The organism is bacterium (genome assembly GCA_020444065.1).
Taxonomy (GTDB): domain Bacteria; phylum Sumerlaeota; class Sumerlaeia; order SLMS01; family JAHLLQ01; genus JAHLLQ01.
Genome location: JAHLLQ010000008.1, coordinates 77162 through 92459 on the forward strand (window position 1 = coordinate 77162; position 15298 = coordinate 92459).

11 protein-coding genes and 1 tRNA gene are annotated in these 15298 nt (G+C 60.0%); 5 read left to right on the forward strand and 7 right to left on the reverse strand.

Features of this window, described 5'->3' with window-relative positions:
* Positions 1–16 precede the first annotated feature (16 nt).
* Together KQI84_17085 and KQI84_17090 are read right to left on the reverse strand one after the other, a co-directional pair.
* Positions 17–928 carry a hypothetical protein gene (locus KQI84_17085; protein MCB2156594.1) on the reverse strand — a complete coding sequence of 304 codons (912 nt, stop codon included), beginning with the start codon at positions 926–928 and terminating at the stop codon, positions 17–19.
* Positions 929–1029: 101 nt separating this feature from the next.
* Positions 1030–2139: a hypothetical protein gene (locus KQI84_17090; protein ID MCB2156595.1), complete on the reverse strand. Its 1110-nt coding sequence runs from the start codon at positions 2137–2139 to the stop codon at positions 1030–1032.
* 203 nt (positions 2140–2342) lie between these two features.
* On the opposite strand from KQI84_17090, the gene KQI84_17095 reads away from it, so the two are divergent.
* From KQI84_17095 to KQI84_17115, 5 genes are all read left to right on the forward strand, one after another.
* Positions 2343–3077 carry an ATP-binding cassette domain-containing protein gene (locus KQI84_17095; GenBank protein ID MCB2156596.1) on the forward strand — a complete coding sequence of 245 codons (735 nt, stop codon included), beginning with the start codon at positions 2343–2345 and terminating at the stop codon, positions 3075–3077.
* Positions 3078–3093: 16 nt separating this feature from the next.
* Positions 3094–3966 carry an aminotransferase class IV gene (locus KQI84_17100; GenBank protein ID MCB2156597.1) on the forward strand — a complete coding sequence of 291 codons (873 nt, stop codon included), beginning with the start codon at positions 3094–3096 and terminating at the stop codon, positions 3964–3966.
* A gap of 92 nt (positions 3967–4058) precedes the next feature.
* A tRNA-Leu gene (locus tag KQI84_17105) sits at positions 4059–4146 on the forward strand.
* Between the two features lie 126 nt (positions 4147–4272).
* Entirely contained in the window at positions 4273–5886 is a 1614-nt protein-coding gene (locus tag KQI84_17110; protein MCB2156598.1) for a hypothetical protein, read from the forward strand.
* A gap of 65 nt (positions 5887–5951) precedes the next feature.
* On the forward strand, positions 5952–6413 hold the full coding sequence (locus KQI84_17115) for a YhcH/YjgK/YiaL family protein (protein MCB2156599.1): 462 nt from the start codon (positions 5952–5954) through the stop codon (positions 6411–6413).
* 90 nt (positions 6414–6503) lie between these two features.
* Here the strand turns inward: KQI84_17115 and KQI84_17120 are convergent, their stop codons facing one another.
* From KQI84_17120 to KQI84_17140, 5 genes are read right to left on the reverse strand one after another with little or no spacing between them, the layout of a single operon-like run.
* Positions 6504–9590 (reverse strand): hypothetical protein, encoded by a 3087-nt coding sequence (locus KQI84_17120; GenBank protein ID MCB2156600.1) that lies wholly within the window; start codon positions 9588–9590, stop codon positions 6504–6506.
* Positions 9587–11197 carry a hypothetical protein gene (locus tag KQI84_17125; protein MCB2156601.1) on the reverse strand — a complete coding sequence of 537 codons (1611 nt, stop codon included), beginning with the start codon at positions 11195–11197 and terminating at the stop codon, positions 9587–9589. Before KQI84_17125 ends, KQI84_17120 begins: the two co-directional genes overlap by 4 nt.
* 9 nt (positions 11198–11206) lie before the next feature.
* Positions 11207–11785, reverse strand: coding sequence for a type II secretion system protein GspG (locus tag KQI84_17130; GenBank protein MCB2156602.1), 579 nt, complete (start codon positions 11783–11785; stop codon positions 11207–11209).
* Complete coding sequence (locus KQI84_17135; protein MCB2156603.1) at positions 11782–12861, reverse strand: LacI family transcriptional regulator; 1080 nt, start codon at positions 12859–12861, stop codon at positions 11782–11784. The genes KQI84_17130 and KQI84_17135 overlap by 4 nt, the downstream gene beginning before the upstream one ends.
* The gene (locus tag KQI84_17140) at positions 12858–15278 is read right to left on the reverse strand and encodes a glycosyl transferase family 36 (protein ID MCB2156604.1); all 2421 of its coding nucleotides are present in this window, start codon (positions 15276–15278) and stop codon (positions 12858–12860) included. Before KQI84_17140 ends, KQI84_17135 begins: the two co-directional genes overlap by 4 nt.
* Positions 15279–15298 lie beyond the last annotated feature (20 nt).

A 15298-nucleotide genomic window follows, 5' to 3' on the forward strand; every position in this document is an offset into this window, starting at 1 on the left:
CGTTCAAGGGCCTACTTCACCCCCCCGGACGAGGGCAAGCCCTGGTCGAGGCGCGGGGGACTTGGGGAAAGGGAGACTCCTCACGGGCGGCGCTGGCTGTGGGGGCCGTGCCAAATGCCTCCCGCCACATTTCCTCATGCGGATAGGCTGGCCAGTGCCATTCCAACCGCCATTGACTATCCGAGGCCAGGACCCTCTGTCCATCGTGAGGCATCATGTTCAGCCTCGCCCGGAGAATCGGAACGTCGCTGTTGTCCATGATCGCACGTACTTGTCTTTCTCGACGGTAAGCGATGTCCACTGCGTGCAGACTTCGCGGCCTCGGCCAATCTTCAGGCCATTGAAATTCCGGCACGGGATCGTTCTGACTCCAATCCTTGATGAGTCTCAATTCCGTCCACGGAGGCTGCCGCCATGACTCCTCCATCGGCTCGATGGCGTAGAGTGCTTGATAGAGAGCTGCGAGCTGCCGTGGCAGCCGGTCGGCTCCGATATCAAAGTCATCCATATTCCAGACCGGCAGCCATTTTCTGTTTGGTGATATCCCATAGATTGTCACTGTGGTCGAGCGATCGCCCTGGCGCACGAAGAGGCGCGTGTACACAAGATCGCAGACGGTCGGAGCAAGATCATACGCCGGTTCCAAGCCCTGGCAGTTCTGCAGATCGCCGATCAGCTTCTTCAGGCGCTTCAACTCGACCCGATTCAGCTCGCCTCCTTCGGCGCCCAACTGATCAGGCCAGCGTACCCCCTTGATATAGGAACCGTCCTCGTATACGACAATACGGGGGTGCCTGGCGGGAAACCCGCCTCCCCAGCAGCCTTCATGAAAGATGACAGCAATGGGCTCGGGCAAGTTTGTCGGATCAGGAAAGACTTCCCGCGCAGCGGCGGCAAGTCCAAGAACCAACACCATAATCGTAATCATCGATCTCTCCACCGCTGCTCCCCGATCCGTGTCTGGGTCCTTTGACAACCCACTACGCCGGGAAGTTCCTCCGCGGGTCGACGCGATGCTGATGTTAAAGCTCAGTCATTTTCCCCCAGCGTCTTCCGTGCGCCCGTGGCGATGTCCAGGCAGATCAGTTCCCCCCGGCTCATTGGGTGTCGCGCAAAGAAATGCCGCTTGCCAAGAAGATAGACCAATTGCCGCTCATCCGGCGATACGGTGAAGGACGGAAGAAGCCCGCTCTCGTGCGTCAGTCGGCGATCCTCTCCCGTTTGAATATCGTACCGATAGAGATCATAATCGTACGGCGACGCCTTGTCGGAATCGTAGATGAAGGCATCCCCACCTTTCGAAATGATCGTCTTGCTGGCTCCGTGTCGGATTGTCAGGGCTATCGACGTCGATGTGGCTGCATCCTCAGACAGAAGGCAGTAACTCGGCGTGTACGCGATCCCGGTTTCCCTTCGCAGCAGAAGCCGCTCATTTGCCCATCCGACAGTGCTTACTGGATTGGAGTCCGTCAGGAGATACTCAACCTGGGAAGGGGCTTTGTTGGATAATCGTATCGCGCTCCAGTACTTGCGCCGCTGTATCGCATCGAACTGCGCGGCAGTTGCGAAGAGCCGGCCGCCCTCCGGCGGAAACATCACCGAGTGAATACCCTCTCCGGTTACCCGAACATTCCATTCGTCGTTCGAGTCGATAGCCCGCCAGCAGAGCACATCGCTCTTCGAGGTTCCCTGTACGAATGCCAGAGAGGCGCCATCAGGAGCGAACTTCACCTCTCGACAATGCGAGACATTCGGAAGCAGCCGCTTTGCCGCGCCGCCAGTCGTTAAAACGGAGTAGGGCTCGCCAACATCGGTCTCCCGATCGCTCCAGAACACGATCTCGTCTCCTGACGGAGCGAAGAATGGTCGTGTTTCCCAGAAAGGCGTCGAAGTAACAGCCTTCTGATTTCCTTCCAGATCCGTAATCCAAATATCGGATGATCGTCCGAGTCGGACGTACACAACCAGCCGACCATCCGGAGAGAAATCGAGATTCTGCCCATCGAATTCGCCACCGGTCAGATACCGTTGGCCCAGGCCCTTCTTGGGATTGTAATCTCGTCCCTCGGCGAAGATCGAGCTACTGCAGAGTCCTGCCAGGAGTACCGCAAGAACGACCCATCGACCTCGTGCAGACATGACCCCCTCCATTCATCCCGCTTAATCTACTGGCGTTTCTCGCTGTTTGGCAAGCGCACTCCATCTCCCTGCTCAGAATCTGTGTAATCTGCGAAATCTGTGGATGGTGGTTTCACTTGCCGAGCCCCCAAATCCCCCCTGGACCCGCCGCCTGCCCGTGTGGCAGCAGATTACCCGTCTGTCGACACGCACAGGAGCGCGCTATGCACATCAAGATCGAGGATCTGCACAAATCCTTTGGGAAAACCGTCGTATTTGACGGGCTGAACCTGGAGATTCCAGCCGGCCAGAAGGCCGTCGTCGTCGGCGGGTCCGGCACCGGCAAGAGCGTGCTGCTGAAGCACCTCGTCGGCCTGATCAAGCCCGACAAGGGGCGCATCCTGATCGATGGGACGGACATCGTCCCGATGAGCGAACGCGAACTGAACCCGATCCGGCGTCGATTCGGCATGATCTTCCAGACGGGCGGCCTGCTGCAGTCGCTCTCCGTCGGGCAGAACGTGGCCCTGGCGATGAATGAGCTGACCCACACATCGAAGGGCGAGATCCGGCGCAAGGTCGCGGAGAAGCTGCAAGATGTCGGCCTGGAGGGGCGCGAGGATCAGATGCCCGGCACGCTGTCCGGCGGCCAGCGCAAGCGCGCCGCGATTGCCCGCGCCCTGACGCTTGAGACCGAGTGCTTCCTCTTCGACGAGCCCACCGCCGGGCTCGATCCCCCGATGGCGCAGACCGTCGACGAGATCGTCCTGCAGGTGAACAAAGACATCGGCGCCACGACCATCCTCGTCACCCACGACCTGGTCAGCGTCTTCGAAGTCGCGGACATCGTGCACATGCTGCACGAGGGCAAGGTGATCGTCTCCGCAACGCCTGCGGAGTTCCGGGCCTCGACGGACGAACGCGTGCGGCGGTTCCTGGCGCGCGAAATCCCCGCGTGACGCTTCGGCGGCCAACATGAACATCATCTGTCTGAACGGCGAATTCATCGAGCTGGAAGAAGCGCACATCTCGCCGACCGATGCCGGTTTCATGCACGGGCACGGCGTCTTCGAAACGATGCGTGCCGAAGAAGGCATCCTGCTGCACGCCGCGGACCACTTCGCGCGGCTGGCTCGCGGGGCACGCGTGCTGGAGATCCCCTTCCACTTCGCGCCGGAGGAGCTTCTCGCCCTCTGCCAGCAGGTGCTGGACGCGAACGGGCTGGAGGAAGCTCGCCTGCGGCTGACACTGACCGCCGGGCCTCTCCGGGGCCAGCCGATCGCCAGCCGCGAGGGCGAACCGACACTGGCCATCACGGCGACGGCGCTCGACGACAGCCTGGACGATACCCGAGACCGCGGTTGGCGAGCTGTCACCGTGCCGATTCCGCGCAACCATCGCTCGCCGCTGGCCACGATCAAGAGCACCAACTACCTCGATTCGATTCTGGCCAAACGGATGGCTCGCCAGGCCGGCTTCGACGAGGCCATCCTGCTCAACACGGCGGGACTGCTCGCCGAGGGGTCCATGACGAATCTCTTCGTGGTGCGCGGTGAACGCGTGTTGACGCCCCCGATCAGCGACGGCGCGTTGCCAGGTATCCAGCGTTCCCGCATTGCCGGGCTGGCCGGCGCCTGCGGGTTCGATTTCGCCGAGGAATCTCTGACCGCCGACGCGTTGGTTTCCGCCGACGAGGCTTTTCTGACCAACGCCGTCATCGAGATCATGCCGCTCGTTGCCATTGGCCAGCACGAAATCAACGATGGGCAGCCCGGCGAGGCCACCGAGGCCCTGTACACCGCCCACCGGTACGACATCGAGGGACTGTTGGACCAGTCGCGCCACTGACTCAAAAAAACCCTTGCATGGCGGGCGGGGTTGAGCCTACACAACCCCCCTCGTTTGCGGGCGCTAGCCCGCCGACGACCCGCCCTTCAAGTGCCGTCGTGGCGGAACTGGCAGACGCGCACGGTTCAGGTCCGTGTGGGCATTGCGCCCGTGATGGTTCGACTCCATTCGACGGCACCACAGGTTTCCCAAACGCCGGGCTCTTCGGAGTCCGGCGTTTTCTCGTTTCGCCCGCTCGAGAGGTTGCCGGTTGACGGAGAGTTGTGAAGCCCTGACCCTGGGGAATCCTCCAGAAGTAGGTCCTTCATGAGCATATCGTCCCAAACGATCCTGAATCTCCTGATCATCTGCCTGGGCCTCGCCACCTTTCTCCCGGCGGCGTCCGATGAACCTGCGGGCACTCCTATTGCCGATCCAGCGCTGAGGGTGAAGGTCCGCATCTACGAGCGGCCGGAAAACTACCCGTACTACTCCATCGCTCGCGGCCCGGTGGCGGATCTGATCCGGGTGGAGGCGACACGGGAGATCGACTTCATCCCCTCCGGCGACGATTTCGTGGTGAAGGTCTTCGTCGAGGATCTGCGCGAAGCCCCACAGGGCGTGTTCGCGACTTACGTGGACGTGAATATCAGCGAGGGCGGCGGATCCGCGCAGCTCGTCGAGTCGCTGCCATTTGTGACGTTTCCGAATTCATCCGAATCGACGCCGTATCTTCACAATACGGACATCTTCGGAAACGGAGCCTCTCCAACGGCGGGGGAGACCGGGCTGATCGATCCTGACAACGATGGGTTCAAGAATCAGATCGATGCGCTCGGTTCATTCTCAGGACAACTCCAGGGGGCGGGTGGCGGCGAGTACGTACTTGCCGAATTCGCCATGACGGCGACCGTTCCCGGGGATCTGACAATCGGAGCCGAATCTACTACGGAGTCGGATGATCCCTTCGACGCTGGGCAATCTCCGGCGCGCGATTGCCTGCTCTACGGAGAGAATTCATCCATTTGTCCATCGTCCGCCGGCTGCATCTCTTCGATGACCTTCGTTTCGGATACCGTCCGCGTGGTGGACAGCTCCTACGACCTTTGCGAGTCGAATCTCCTCCTCGATCCGAGTTTCGAGGTTCCAAGTTGGAGCTCGCCCTGGACAACCAGTTCCACAAACTTCGGGACGCCGATTTGCGATGGAACCTGCTTTGTGGGCACACCGCAGCCGGGGCACTCCGGCGAGCGCTTCCTCTGGTTCGGCGGCATCGAATCGCCCGGCTCCGAAATCGGTGTTGCTAGCCAGGATGTTCTCTTCGGACTGAAGCCGTTGGAACTGCGCTTCTTCTTTCGCATGTTCGTGTCCAACGGGTCGACCACTGACTACGTGTCGGTGTTCGTCGACGAGACAGAAGTCTGGAAGGTGACAGCAGCTGACGCGAACACCTACGGGAACGACTGGAACGAAGTCGTCTTGGATCTCAGTCAGTTCTCCACATACAGGAATGCGCCGCCTCAGTTGCATACGATTCGATTCTACTCAGACGTCAATGGCGACGGGCCGACAAGTATCTTCGTCGACGATGCGAACCTGTGCGAGCGCACCCCTGCCCCCCCCACGATCCAGCAAGTCGCGCCGATCCTGGGCGTGGACATTCGCAGCCTCACGACCAACGTCGATCAGAAGTACGCCTACTTCTCCTACCTGTGGGAGAGCGATGGCGACGATTCTCCCGTTACGCACGGACCGATGGAACTATGGACCGACACCGTGACGGAACTCGGCGATTCCGTGACCTTCACGCCGGGGGAGACCTGGACTGTCACGATCACGCCATATGCCTGGCCGAACGAGACTCCTGGAGATCAATGGGTCGTCACGTATCGAATCAACCTGGATGGATCGATCAATGTGATCGGATGGATGGCACGTTGATATTGCCCTCGTGGGCAGGGTGTGCGGAACTCGTCCAAATTCTGTGAAGGCGGAGGAGCGATGGCATGATCTTCGACGTGATGGAAAACGGACCCAAGTACGTTCCCGCGGGATCGCGGCTGGCCCGCGCATTTGAATTCCTGCTCAATGAACTCGATCCAAACGCCCCGGACGGTCGGATAGATGTTGTCGGCGACGAGGTCTTTGCGCTCGTGCAGTCCTATCCCCCGAAACCGGAGGCCGACTGTCGTTTTGAGGCGCATCGGAAATACATCGACATCCAGGTCGTTCTCGGAGGAGCCGAAGCCATGGGTTGGGCCCCGGCCGAGGGGCTGAAGGTGGAGACTCCCTATGATGCAGAGACCGACGTCGGGTTCTTCCAAAAGCCCGAGGCGTACACTCTGCTGAACGGCCTGCCCCAGATGTTTGCGCTCTTCTATCCGCACGATGCCCACATGCCCCAGGTCCGCATCCCGCAAAGCGAAATCGTCCGCAAAGTCGTGATGAAGGTCCTCGTGGAGGACTAACCGGGCACGCAATCTTCGCTCAGATCAAAAGCATAAGGCACTGTCCGCAACGGGACAGTGCCTTGATTCCTGCTTGTTTGAACGTCTCGCTTACCGGGCGATCTTCAGGTCGTCCAGCCAGAGTGTACCTTCCTTTGGCACTGAGTGCCCATCTTCAAAGACGATGAAGAACTGGGTCAGGCGGCTCCAGTCGGTAATCATGCCGCCGAACTGCGTGTACGGAATCGTGAAGTGGCGCCATTCGGTTTCGCTGAGCCCATTTAGCCGCGCAACGCCCACGCCGCCGGCACCGTGCAATTCGATCTTCAGGTCATTCGGCGTTCCCTTTGCCCAGAACTGAACGGAACGCGCGCCGGAAGCGTCGATGCCTTCGAGGTCGAACGTCGCCCCACCGAAGGCCAGGTTCGGCGAATCGACATCGTAGTCGATCCGCATCGCTCCGGTCATTGCGCCATCGCGTTGAACTTTCTCCAACGAAACATTGAAGTTCACGGTATCGTCGGCCGCATCGCGCTTCCAGGTAACGAGTTGTCCGCCGAGTCGATTGCGCATCGGGTCGGTGCCTTCGAAGTCGTCGATCAGGATCGATTCAGGACCCGTTGCAGCGGACGCGCCCGGCAGAACCAGTGGACTTGTGTCGCGACGCTTCAGTTCTGCCAACCAGCCTTGATCGGCAGGCCATGTGAATTCATCGATGGCCGCAAGGCCCTTCTTCACGGTCGGATGGCTCTCGTACAGACGCTGGACAACACCGTCCTCGAGAACATTCGCCAGCGAGAAGAAGAGCATTGTCTGGTCGAGGGCGGGCAGGTACTTGTCGCTGACCGCGCCGGTCGTGAGATCGATGCTGTCGCGGAAACCGAACTCGCGCATTTCACCATCGATCATCATGGGATCGCGCGCGCCCATCTCTTCAAGCGTACGCAGCGACTCTGCGGCCTTCGCCGGATAATGCATCGCGGCCATTCCCGCTGCATGCGGTGTGACGACGTTTGCTTCCAGGCCACCCCATCCAAGGTACCGATCGTCCGGCGAGAACGACGCCGACCAGCCCCAGGCCGGCAGATCGAGCGTCTTCGCATAGAGCATCTGAGCGTACGCGAAGTTTGCCGTCGAGCGCCCGGCCGGCGTCATTTGCTCGTCGAGGAACAAGCCGTCCTGACTTTGCATGAACAATCCGCCGCCCATCCATCCGGGGCCGTAGATCTTCAGATCGAAGTGTTCTTCGGTCTTCCGACCGAGATTCTTCCAACTCTCTGCGGGTGCGACACCGGAAGCGATTGCCCAGAAATGTGCAATGCGTCCGTCTCCGGCGTAATCGCCCACGTGCCAGCCGGGATCCATCTTCTCCGTCGTCATGTTGTAGCCGCCGTACAAGAGGCCGACGTTTTCATCGTAGAAGGCAGCCCAGTTCATGCCATTCACAATGCGCTCGACCTGCTCGCGCACTTCGGGCAGCGCTTGGGCCGCGACGACATAGCCCGCGACCATGTTGCCGGAATCGAGAACCGAAATCATTGGGTCGTGGAGCGCACGCTCTCGCGTGTGCACGTTATTCCAGCTTTCGGAGAAGCCGTTCCATTTCTCGAATTGCTCGTATGAGTCGAGCACGCGACGCACGCGATCGACGGCCTCATCATGGGTGATGTACCCAATCTCTGCGGCAATTGCACAACTCGCGGCGTAGTACCCAAGGTTCGTGACCGACGAGTAGTCGTCTCGAGTGCTCGTGTCGTAGGGAAGTCCCGTTTCCGGAGCGACGTAGAACGCGATGCAATCCCACGTGTCCTTCATGACGTCGCGCAAGTACGCCTCATCGTCTTCGGCGACTTGCGGCCATTCGACCTTCGGGCCGAATCCGGCGCGCTCGAGTCCGGCAGCGATCGCGGGGTGATTCATGAAGTTGTCCCAAACGAGTCCGCTGCGGGCGTTCTCGATGCACAGAATCATCGGACCGTGCGCGATGCCAATGACCTGGTCCGAAACCCAACTCTGATCGATGATGAACGAATCCACGAAACCATAGCCACCGTCAGTCGGATCAATCCAGACAGGCTTGCCATCGATGACCAGCCCCTTCATGTGGCGAAGAGCTGTGATTGCGTCCGCGGGCATGAACGGCACAGCCATTCCGGCCCCGTAAGGAGCGACAATTCCGCCGCAGGGATTGTCCCCGGCTTCGCCGCGGGGCTGATGACCGGGAACGGCATAGCTGTCATTCGGAGCAGAGCACGCCGTAATGCCCCAGCGATTCTGTCCATACGTTGGGAAATCGCCAGCCATGGAACGACACCAATCGCGATTCGCGCGCGAAGCCATCGCCGTGTTGAAGAACCAGTCCGTACCACCGGGGTCCGGTCCCATGCGCGAGAAGTCCGCGAAACACTGCGCGAATATGTAGGTAAACAGCGTGCTCGGCCAACTATACGTGTAATGCAAGTCGCCCAGATCGCCTTCGCGGCGAACCCAACTGGTCAGATTGCTCGCGGGCAGGCGGTGTTCTTCAATGGGAGCAGAGATTCCGACGATCGAAATCAGAAGCGCTTCATCCGTGTACCAATCCCACGTCTGCTTGTCGAACTTACCATTCTCCGTCATCTCCCCCCAAACCGCGGGGCGCCAGGCCATATAGACTTGGTTTCTCTCCGGATCCACCCAGGCCTTCCAATTCATCTCAGCGTAGATTTTGTCGGCCAGCATCCGCGCTTCGCCGCCGAAGTAATTACCGGCAGTGATCATTCCCGCTGCGAGAAGAGCCGTATCGATCGAGGAGACTTCGCTTTCATATCCCCCCATTGTTACGTTCCCGGTCTTCATGTCGACAAAGTGCGTGAAGATGCCCTCGTGGCGGGCGTTCGATTGATCGAGTGCCCGAAGCGAACGCAGCACGCGATCCTCTGCAGCCTTGCGCGTGACCCAGCCGCGCTCCACCGCAACCGGATATGTGGCGAAGGCGAATCCCTGCGAGGCCACGCTGCAATCGTTGACGCCGGTCTTGTCGCGAACGAGACCGGTTACGGGATCGGCCTCTTGCCAGAAGAACTGAAATGCCGCGGAACTGATTTCCTCCAGCAAGGCATCGTCCTCCGGAGAGAACTTCGAATCGGACTTCTTTGTCGATGGCGTTGCGCACGCACTCAGCAGTGCAATCAGGAGAAACAGGGGAAGAATCTTCATGGTTCATCTTTCCGAGGTGTGGGATTGAATCGAACGTGAATGTAATCGCCCGTGCGGCCACGGCCGCGCGGATTTTCCACTCCTGCTGCGATCGAAACGATGCCACCGTTACCCGGGCCACGCAGAATGACCCGCCCTTTCCCATCGGCATCTGTTACGACATCAGCACCTTCTTCGTACCAGCCATTGTGGAGGAATATCTCGACACGAACCTGCTGATTCACGATGGGAGTCCCTTCATTGTCCAGGACCTGAACATCGATCGGCAGATCGGAGCCGAAAAGTTCCGCACCGTCTTTGGGTGAAAGAACAGCAACTTGATAAGTAGGGACGGAGGCCGATTGTGGCCACACGCGGCATGTCTTCTCGCCGACGGGTTGGCCATCTGCATCGAGCCCGCGCGTTGCCAGGAGAACCGGATTCGTCGCTCCCTTCTCCATCTTCGCAGTGCCGCGCCACCAGTTTCCTGATCGATCGAGATCTCGCCAGGCCATCTTGTTTACACGATACTGCACCTGCGCCACATCTGGTCCCCAGACTTCGATGGGGAACTCTCCCTCGACGATCGCCTCGTCGTGCGGAGCCACACGGATGGCTTGATTGTAATCTGCAAGCGCGTAGTACACTGGGCGCGGAGTCCCAACGTAGTCGGTCTCTGCCTCCAGCAGACCGTACCACTCCTCAGCATGGTCGTTGTGGGTATCGGGATCGTCGCGCTTCCACCAACCATCGATCCACATGAACGCCGCTCCGCCCGTCGCGCCAGAGTTGATCACATCGTCCCACAATGCCACGACACCATCGCGTTGCTGCTCGATCGAGTTACCGCCGTAACCGCGACCATCGCCGGTGGGGGAGACAGAGAGGCCGAACTCCGTGATCAGGAAGGGCTTGTTCGGCGCCAGATCGCGCTTCAACACCTCCAGGTAATGACGATAGCCGAGAGCGCGGCGAATCGTGTCAGGACTGTACGGATAGACATTCTGGCAGATCACCGGCCAGACATCGGGAGGCAGATAGTCGCCGAATACACAATTCGAGAAGCTGAACGGGCGCCCGGGATCCTCTTCACGAACAACCTCCGCAAGTCGACCGAAGTAGCTGGCGACGTTCGCCGTACCCGCGCGTTCCATGGCGTCGCCATGCGGTTCGTTCAGCATCAAGTACATCAGGATGTTCGGGTGTTCAGAGGAGCGCTCGATATTGATGCGCGTTTGCGAGAGTTCATGCTCTTGAAATGCCGGATCGGCGAAGTCGCCACCGGGATCGATCCAGTTCCCCTGGATAACCCACAGGCCATACTCTGCGGCCATTTCGAGTTCCCAATCCTTCAGCGGACCCCATGTCCGAATCGTGTTGAAGCCCGCGGCGCGAATGCGCTCAAAATCTGCCTGCAGGAGTTGCGGCTGATCGTCATGATCCCACGGAGCACGACCCGGTCGCGCGCCGATTTCGTAGCCCACGGCTACTACCAGAAACCGCTCTCCATCCACCGTCAGCCAATCGCCATCGATCCCCACCTGGCCGAAGGGAGAGGCACTTTCCGTTGGCGCCGAGGCACAACTCAAGAGTGTCGCTGCGAGAACAGCGAGGAATAATGACCGCATTTGTTTGCCTCAAGGTCCGAAGCGATAGATGTTGCCGTCGCTGACCGTACCGTTTGTTGCGTCGTATATCGTCGAAATGCCCAGGAAGAAATTGTCCGAATCCAGATCCGGCCCCCACGACCAGATCACGTACTGCACAGCCGCGCCGGAACCCGAAGTCACATCCACGAGATCGAACCCGACACTCGGTTCGCTCCAGAACTCGAAGTAATCCCATCCGTATCCCAGAGGATTCCGCATGTTGTACGGATCGCGCGGGCAACTCGTCAGGTAACTGATTGGCGTCGTCAGTCGCGCTGTGTAGGCGAAGTAGCCCCCGCCGATATCATTGAACGGACTGCCCGGAAACTGGGCCGGAAGTTCCTGGCTCAGCGGATAGTGATTGTTGTCGACGTGATAGCTTTCGACGGCGGTTGCGATTGTGCGCGCATCGGCCTTGATGCGCGAGATCTTCGAGCGTGTCTGCGCTTCCAGAAAATTCGGCACGGCAATCGCCGCCAGAATCGCAATAATCGCAACAACGATCAGCAATTCGATCAGCGTGAATCCCATCCCTCTCTTGTGTTTCCTACGGAAAATCCTCTTCATGTTTCGTTCCTTTTCTTCCTCCGCGAATTGCCGTTCAAGTCTCTCGGATCCGGGCAGCCACAAGACTCGCGCGGAACCAGTTGAGCTTTCATGATGGTTTTGAATGGGCGCGTGCGCTGACCGGAAATGCGCTCGATCAACATCTCGACGGCTAGAGCGCCAATTTCGCGCAACGGCACGCGCACCGTCGTCAGGCTAGGTCGTGTCAGGCGAGCCATGCGCGAATCATCGTAGCCAACCACGGCGACGTCATTCGGCACTTCAATACCCGCGCGGGCAAAGGCATCGATGACACCCTTCGCCAAGTCATCGTTCGCCGCCACGATTCCCCAATGGCCATCGCGCGATTTTACGCGTTTGGCCAGGTCGCGACCCACTTCATAGCCTGCATCGTAATCGTAGTCCGTGTAAACGAACTGATCGTCTTGTGGCGGAATCCCGGCGCTCCGCAGCGCATCGCGGAATCCATCAGCGCGGTCTCGCGTGTCGATGTTCAGTTCAGGCCCGCCCAGGAAGATCAAGTCCGTCCGTGCGTGGGCTTTCAGCAGATGATTTGTCATGTCCCGCGCGCCCGTCTTGTTATCCACGAGGATGTTGTCGAGGTGGTAGTGACCAACATCTTTGTCGAGGATCACAATCGGCGCAGCCAGGTCGCTCAACATTTCGAGTGTCCGATCGGCGATTTCGGGAATCATCAGCACCAATCCATCAACGCGGCCACCCTGCAGGAACTGTTCGGCTGCATTGTGTTCTTCGCGCTCGCCCTGAGCGCGAGTAACCATGAGATGCAGGCCCTCCTGGCGGGCGCGATCGTCCACGCCTCGCATCAATTCGCCGAAGTAATCGCCGAAGAGATCTGGCAGGATCAGGCCGAGCGTTTCCGAACGTTTGCGGCTCAGAGCACGCGCGCGGATGTTTGGCTTGTAGTTCAACCGCCGCATCGCGGCCTCAACTCGGTGACGGGTCTTCTCCGCCACGCGACTGGGGCCGTTCACGACGCGCGAAACTGTCGCGATCGAGACATTCGCCTCACGCGCCACGTCGTGAATCGATGGGCCTTTGCCTAGGGCTGTCATTGTCTTGCTCCCGGGGATACGGGGCGCCGTGCACGCACCAGAACCTTGCGCACGCGCTTCTCGCCACTTGCCGCGATTGGCTGGCCCGCATCGTGAAGTTCACCATCCACTTCGATCTCCCAATCTCCCGATCCAGAGCCCTCGAAAGTGATCTCGAACAGATCGCCACGGAACGGGCGCGTAATCTGCGCCGATTCCCATTCAGCCGGCAAGCACGGTGCCACGCGCAAGCCATCATACTCCGGACGAACGCCCAGAATCCACTCCAAACAAATCCGACGCAACCATGCCGCCGAACCAGTGTACCAGGTCCATCCGCCTCGGCCGAATCCTGGCGACTCGGGGCCTTCGATATTGCCCGGCGTGACATACGGCTCCACCGCGTAGTGATCCGGCTTGCGGCCACGATTGGGTGGAGCCAGTCGGCTAAATGCACTCCATGCCGTTTCGGCGCGACCGAGCTTGCACGCCGCCTGGATTGCCCAGATCGCCGCATGCGTGTAGACGCCGCCGTTTTCTCGCACCGCCGGGGCGTAACGCGTCAAGTAACCCACGCGCGCGTCCGGAGTCGAGTACGCCGGTGTGAAGAGCAGCGGCCCGTACTCCCGCAGCAAATGCTCCTCAGCCGCATCCAGCACCTGGTTCGCGCGCTCTTCGTCCGCAGTTCCACTGATGATCGACCACGTCTGCGCGTTCAGGAAGATGCGACCTTCCTTGCACGATGCGCTGCCGAGAGGCGAACCATCATCCAGAGTCGCCCGCAGATACCAGTCGCCATCCCATCCGTGCGTATTGATCGCCACGCGCAGAGCGTCGGCTCGTGCCGTCCATTCCGCGGCACGCTCCGATTCGCCGCGCTGCGTCGCCAAGTCGGACCAGTCGCAAAGAACTCCGTACAGGAAGTGCCCGAGCCAAATCGACTCGCCCTTGCCGTGCATGCCAGCCGCACTCAGTCCGTCGTTCCAGTCGCCTTCGCCGATCAGCGGCAATCCGCGATCGCTGAAACGCACCAGCACACGCTCGATCGCGCGCACGCCGTGCTCCCAAATCGTCACGGCATTATCGTCATCGACGAATGGTTCCGCAAGATCGAGCGCATCGAAGTCGGCCGTTTCCTTTAGGTACGAGATCATGACAAACGGCAACCACAACAGATCGTCCGTCATTTCGGTGCGCAGGCCAACTTCACTCAGCGGATGCCACCAGTGATAGACTGTTCCATCCGCGAATTGATGACGCGCGTGCAGGCGAAGCTGCTTCAGGCAACGCGCGGGATCGCTGGGCAGGAAGACCTGGCTGTCCTGCAACTGATCGCGGAATCCGAATGCACCGGATTGCTGCCAATACCCCGTGCGCCCCCAAAGGCGCGCCGCGATAGCCTGATACATCAACCATGTGTTGTTGAGCAGATTGAATGCCGGGTCGGGCGTCTCGACGTGCACGGCTTCGAGCTTCTCCGCCCAGGCCTTCTCGACATCGGCCAGCACGCGATCCATCGCGTTGGTATCGCTGAATGGCTCAAGCGCCTCGCGCGGCGAACCGTTCTCTTCCACGGCGCCCAGCGCGAACATCAGGTCGGTCGCTTCCTTCGGCGCCAGTTCGATCGTCGCTGCAAGAGCCGCGATGCCGTCCGTCAATCGACCGAAGCCGCCGGATTCGCGCTCATCCGCGCCCAGCCAAGCCGGTGCGGAGAAGTCGCCGTGACGGCCGAGGAAGTACTGATGATCTCCAGCGCCGGCAACGGATGCCGGAACGCCTGCGCCCGGCTGCCAGACTGCGTGGAAAGCGACGTGTGGCCAGTTCGTATTCCAGTGCCCGTACTTCTCGTCGGGAACTTCCCACAGGCACTTGCGCGCCGTAATCAGACCATCTTCGTAGGCGCTGTCGATAAAGAGTCGATGAAACTCGCGCTTCGAGTCCGGGGCGGCGCCCAGGCACCACATGAAGTGCGAACAGACAGAAATCTTGCGGGGTTTGACCCCGAGATTCCGAATGCGAACGCGCCACAGTTCCATCGCGGCATCAGTTGGAACGGTGATCGTCCATTCCACTTCGATACCATGTGCCTGCGTCGTGATGACCGTATAACCAATGCCGTGGCGGCATTCGTAGTGATCCAGCTTCGCGCGAGTCGGCTGCGGCGCGGCGCTCCAGAGCTCTCCCGTTTCTTCGTCCTTCAGATATAGCCACTTGCCCCACGCATCGCGCACCAGGTCCATCTCCCAGCGCGTCAGTACGCCGAGGGTCGAGTGATCCAGCCACGAGAAACCGCCACCAGCCTGACTGATCGTTGCACCGTAGCGCTCGTTCGCAATCACATTCACCCACGGCTTTGGGGTATCGGGACGCGTGATCACATACTCGCGCCCATTGTCGGAGAAGTAGCCGTACTTGCACTCAAAGCGATCGTTCGTCACGTCAATCATCCTCTTGGGGA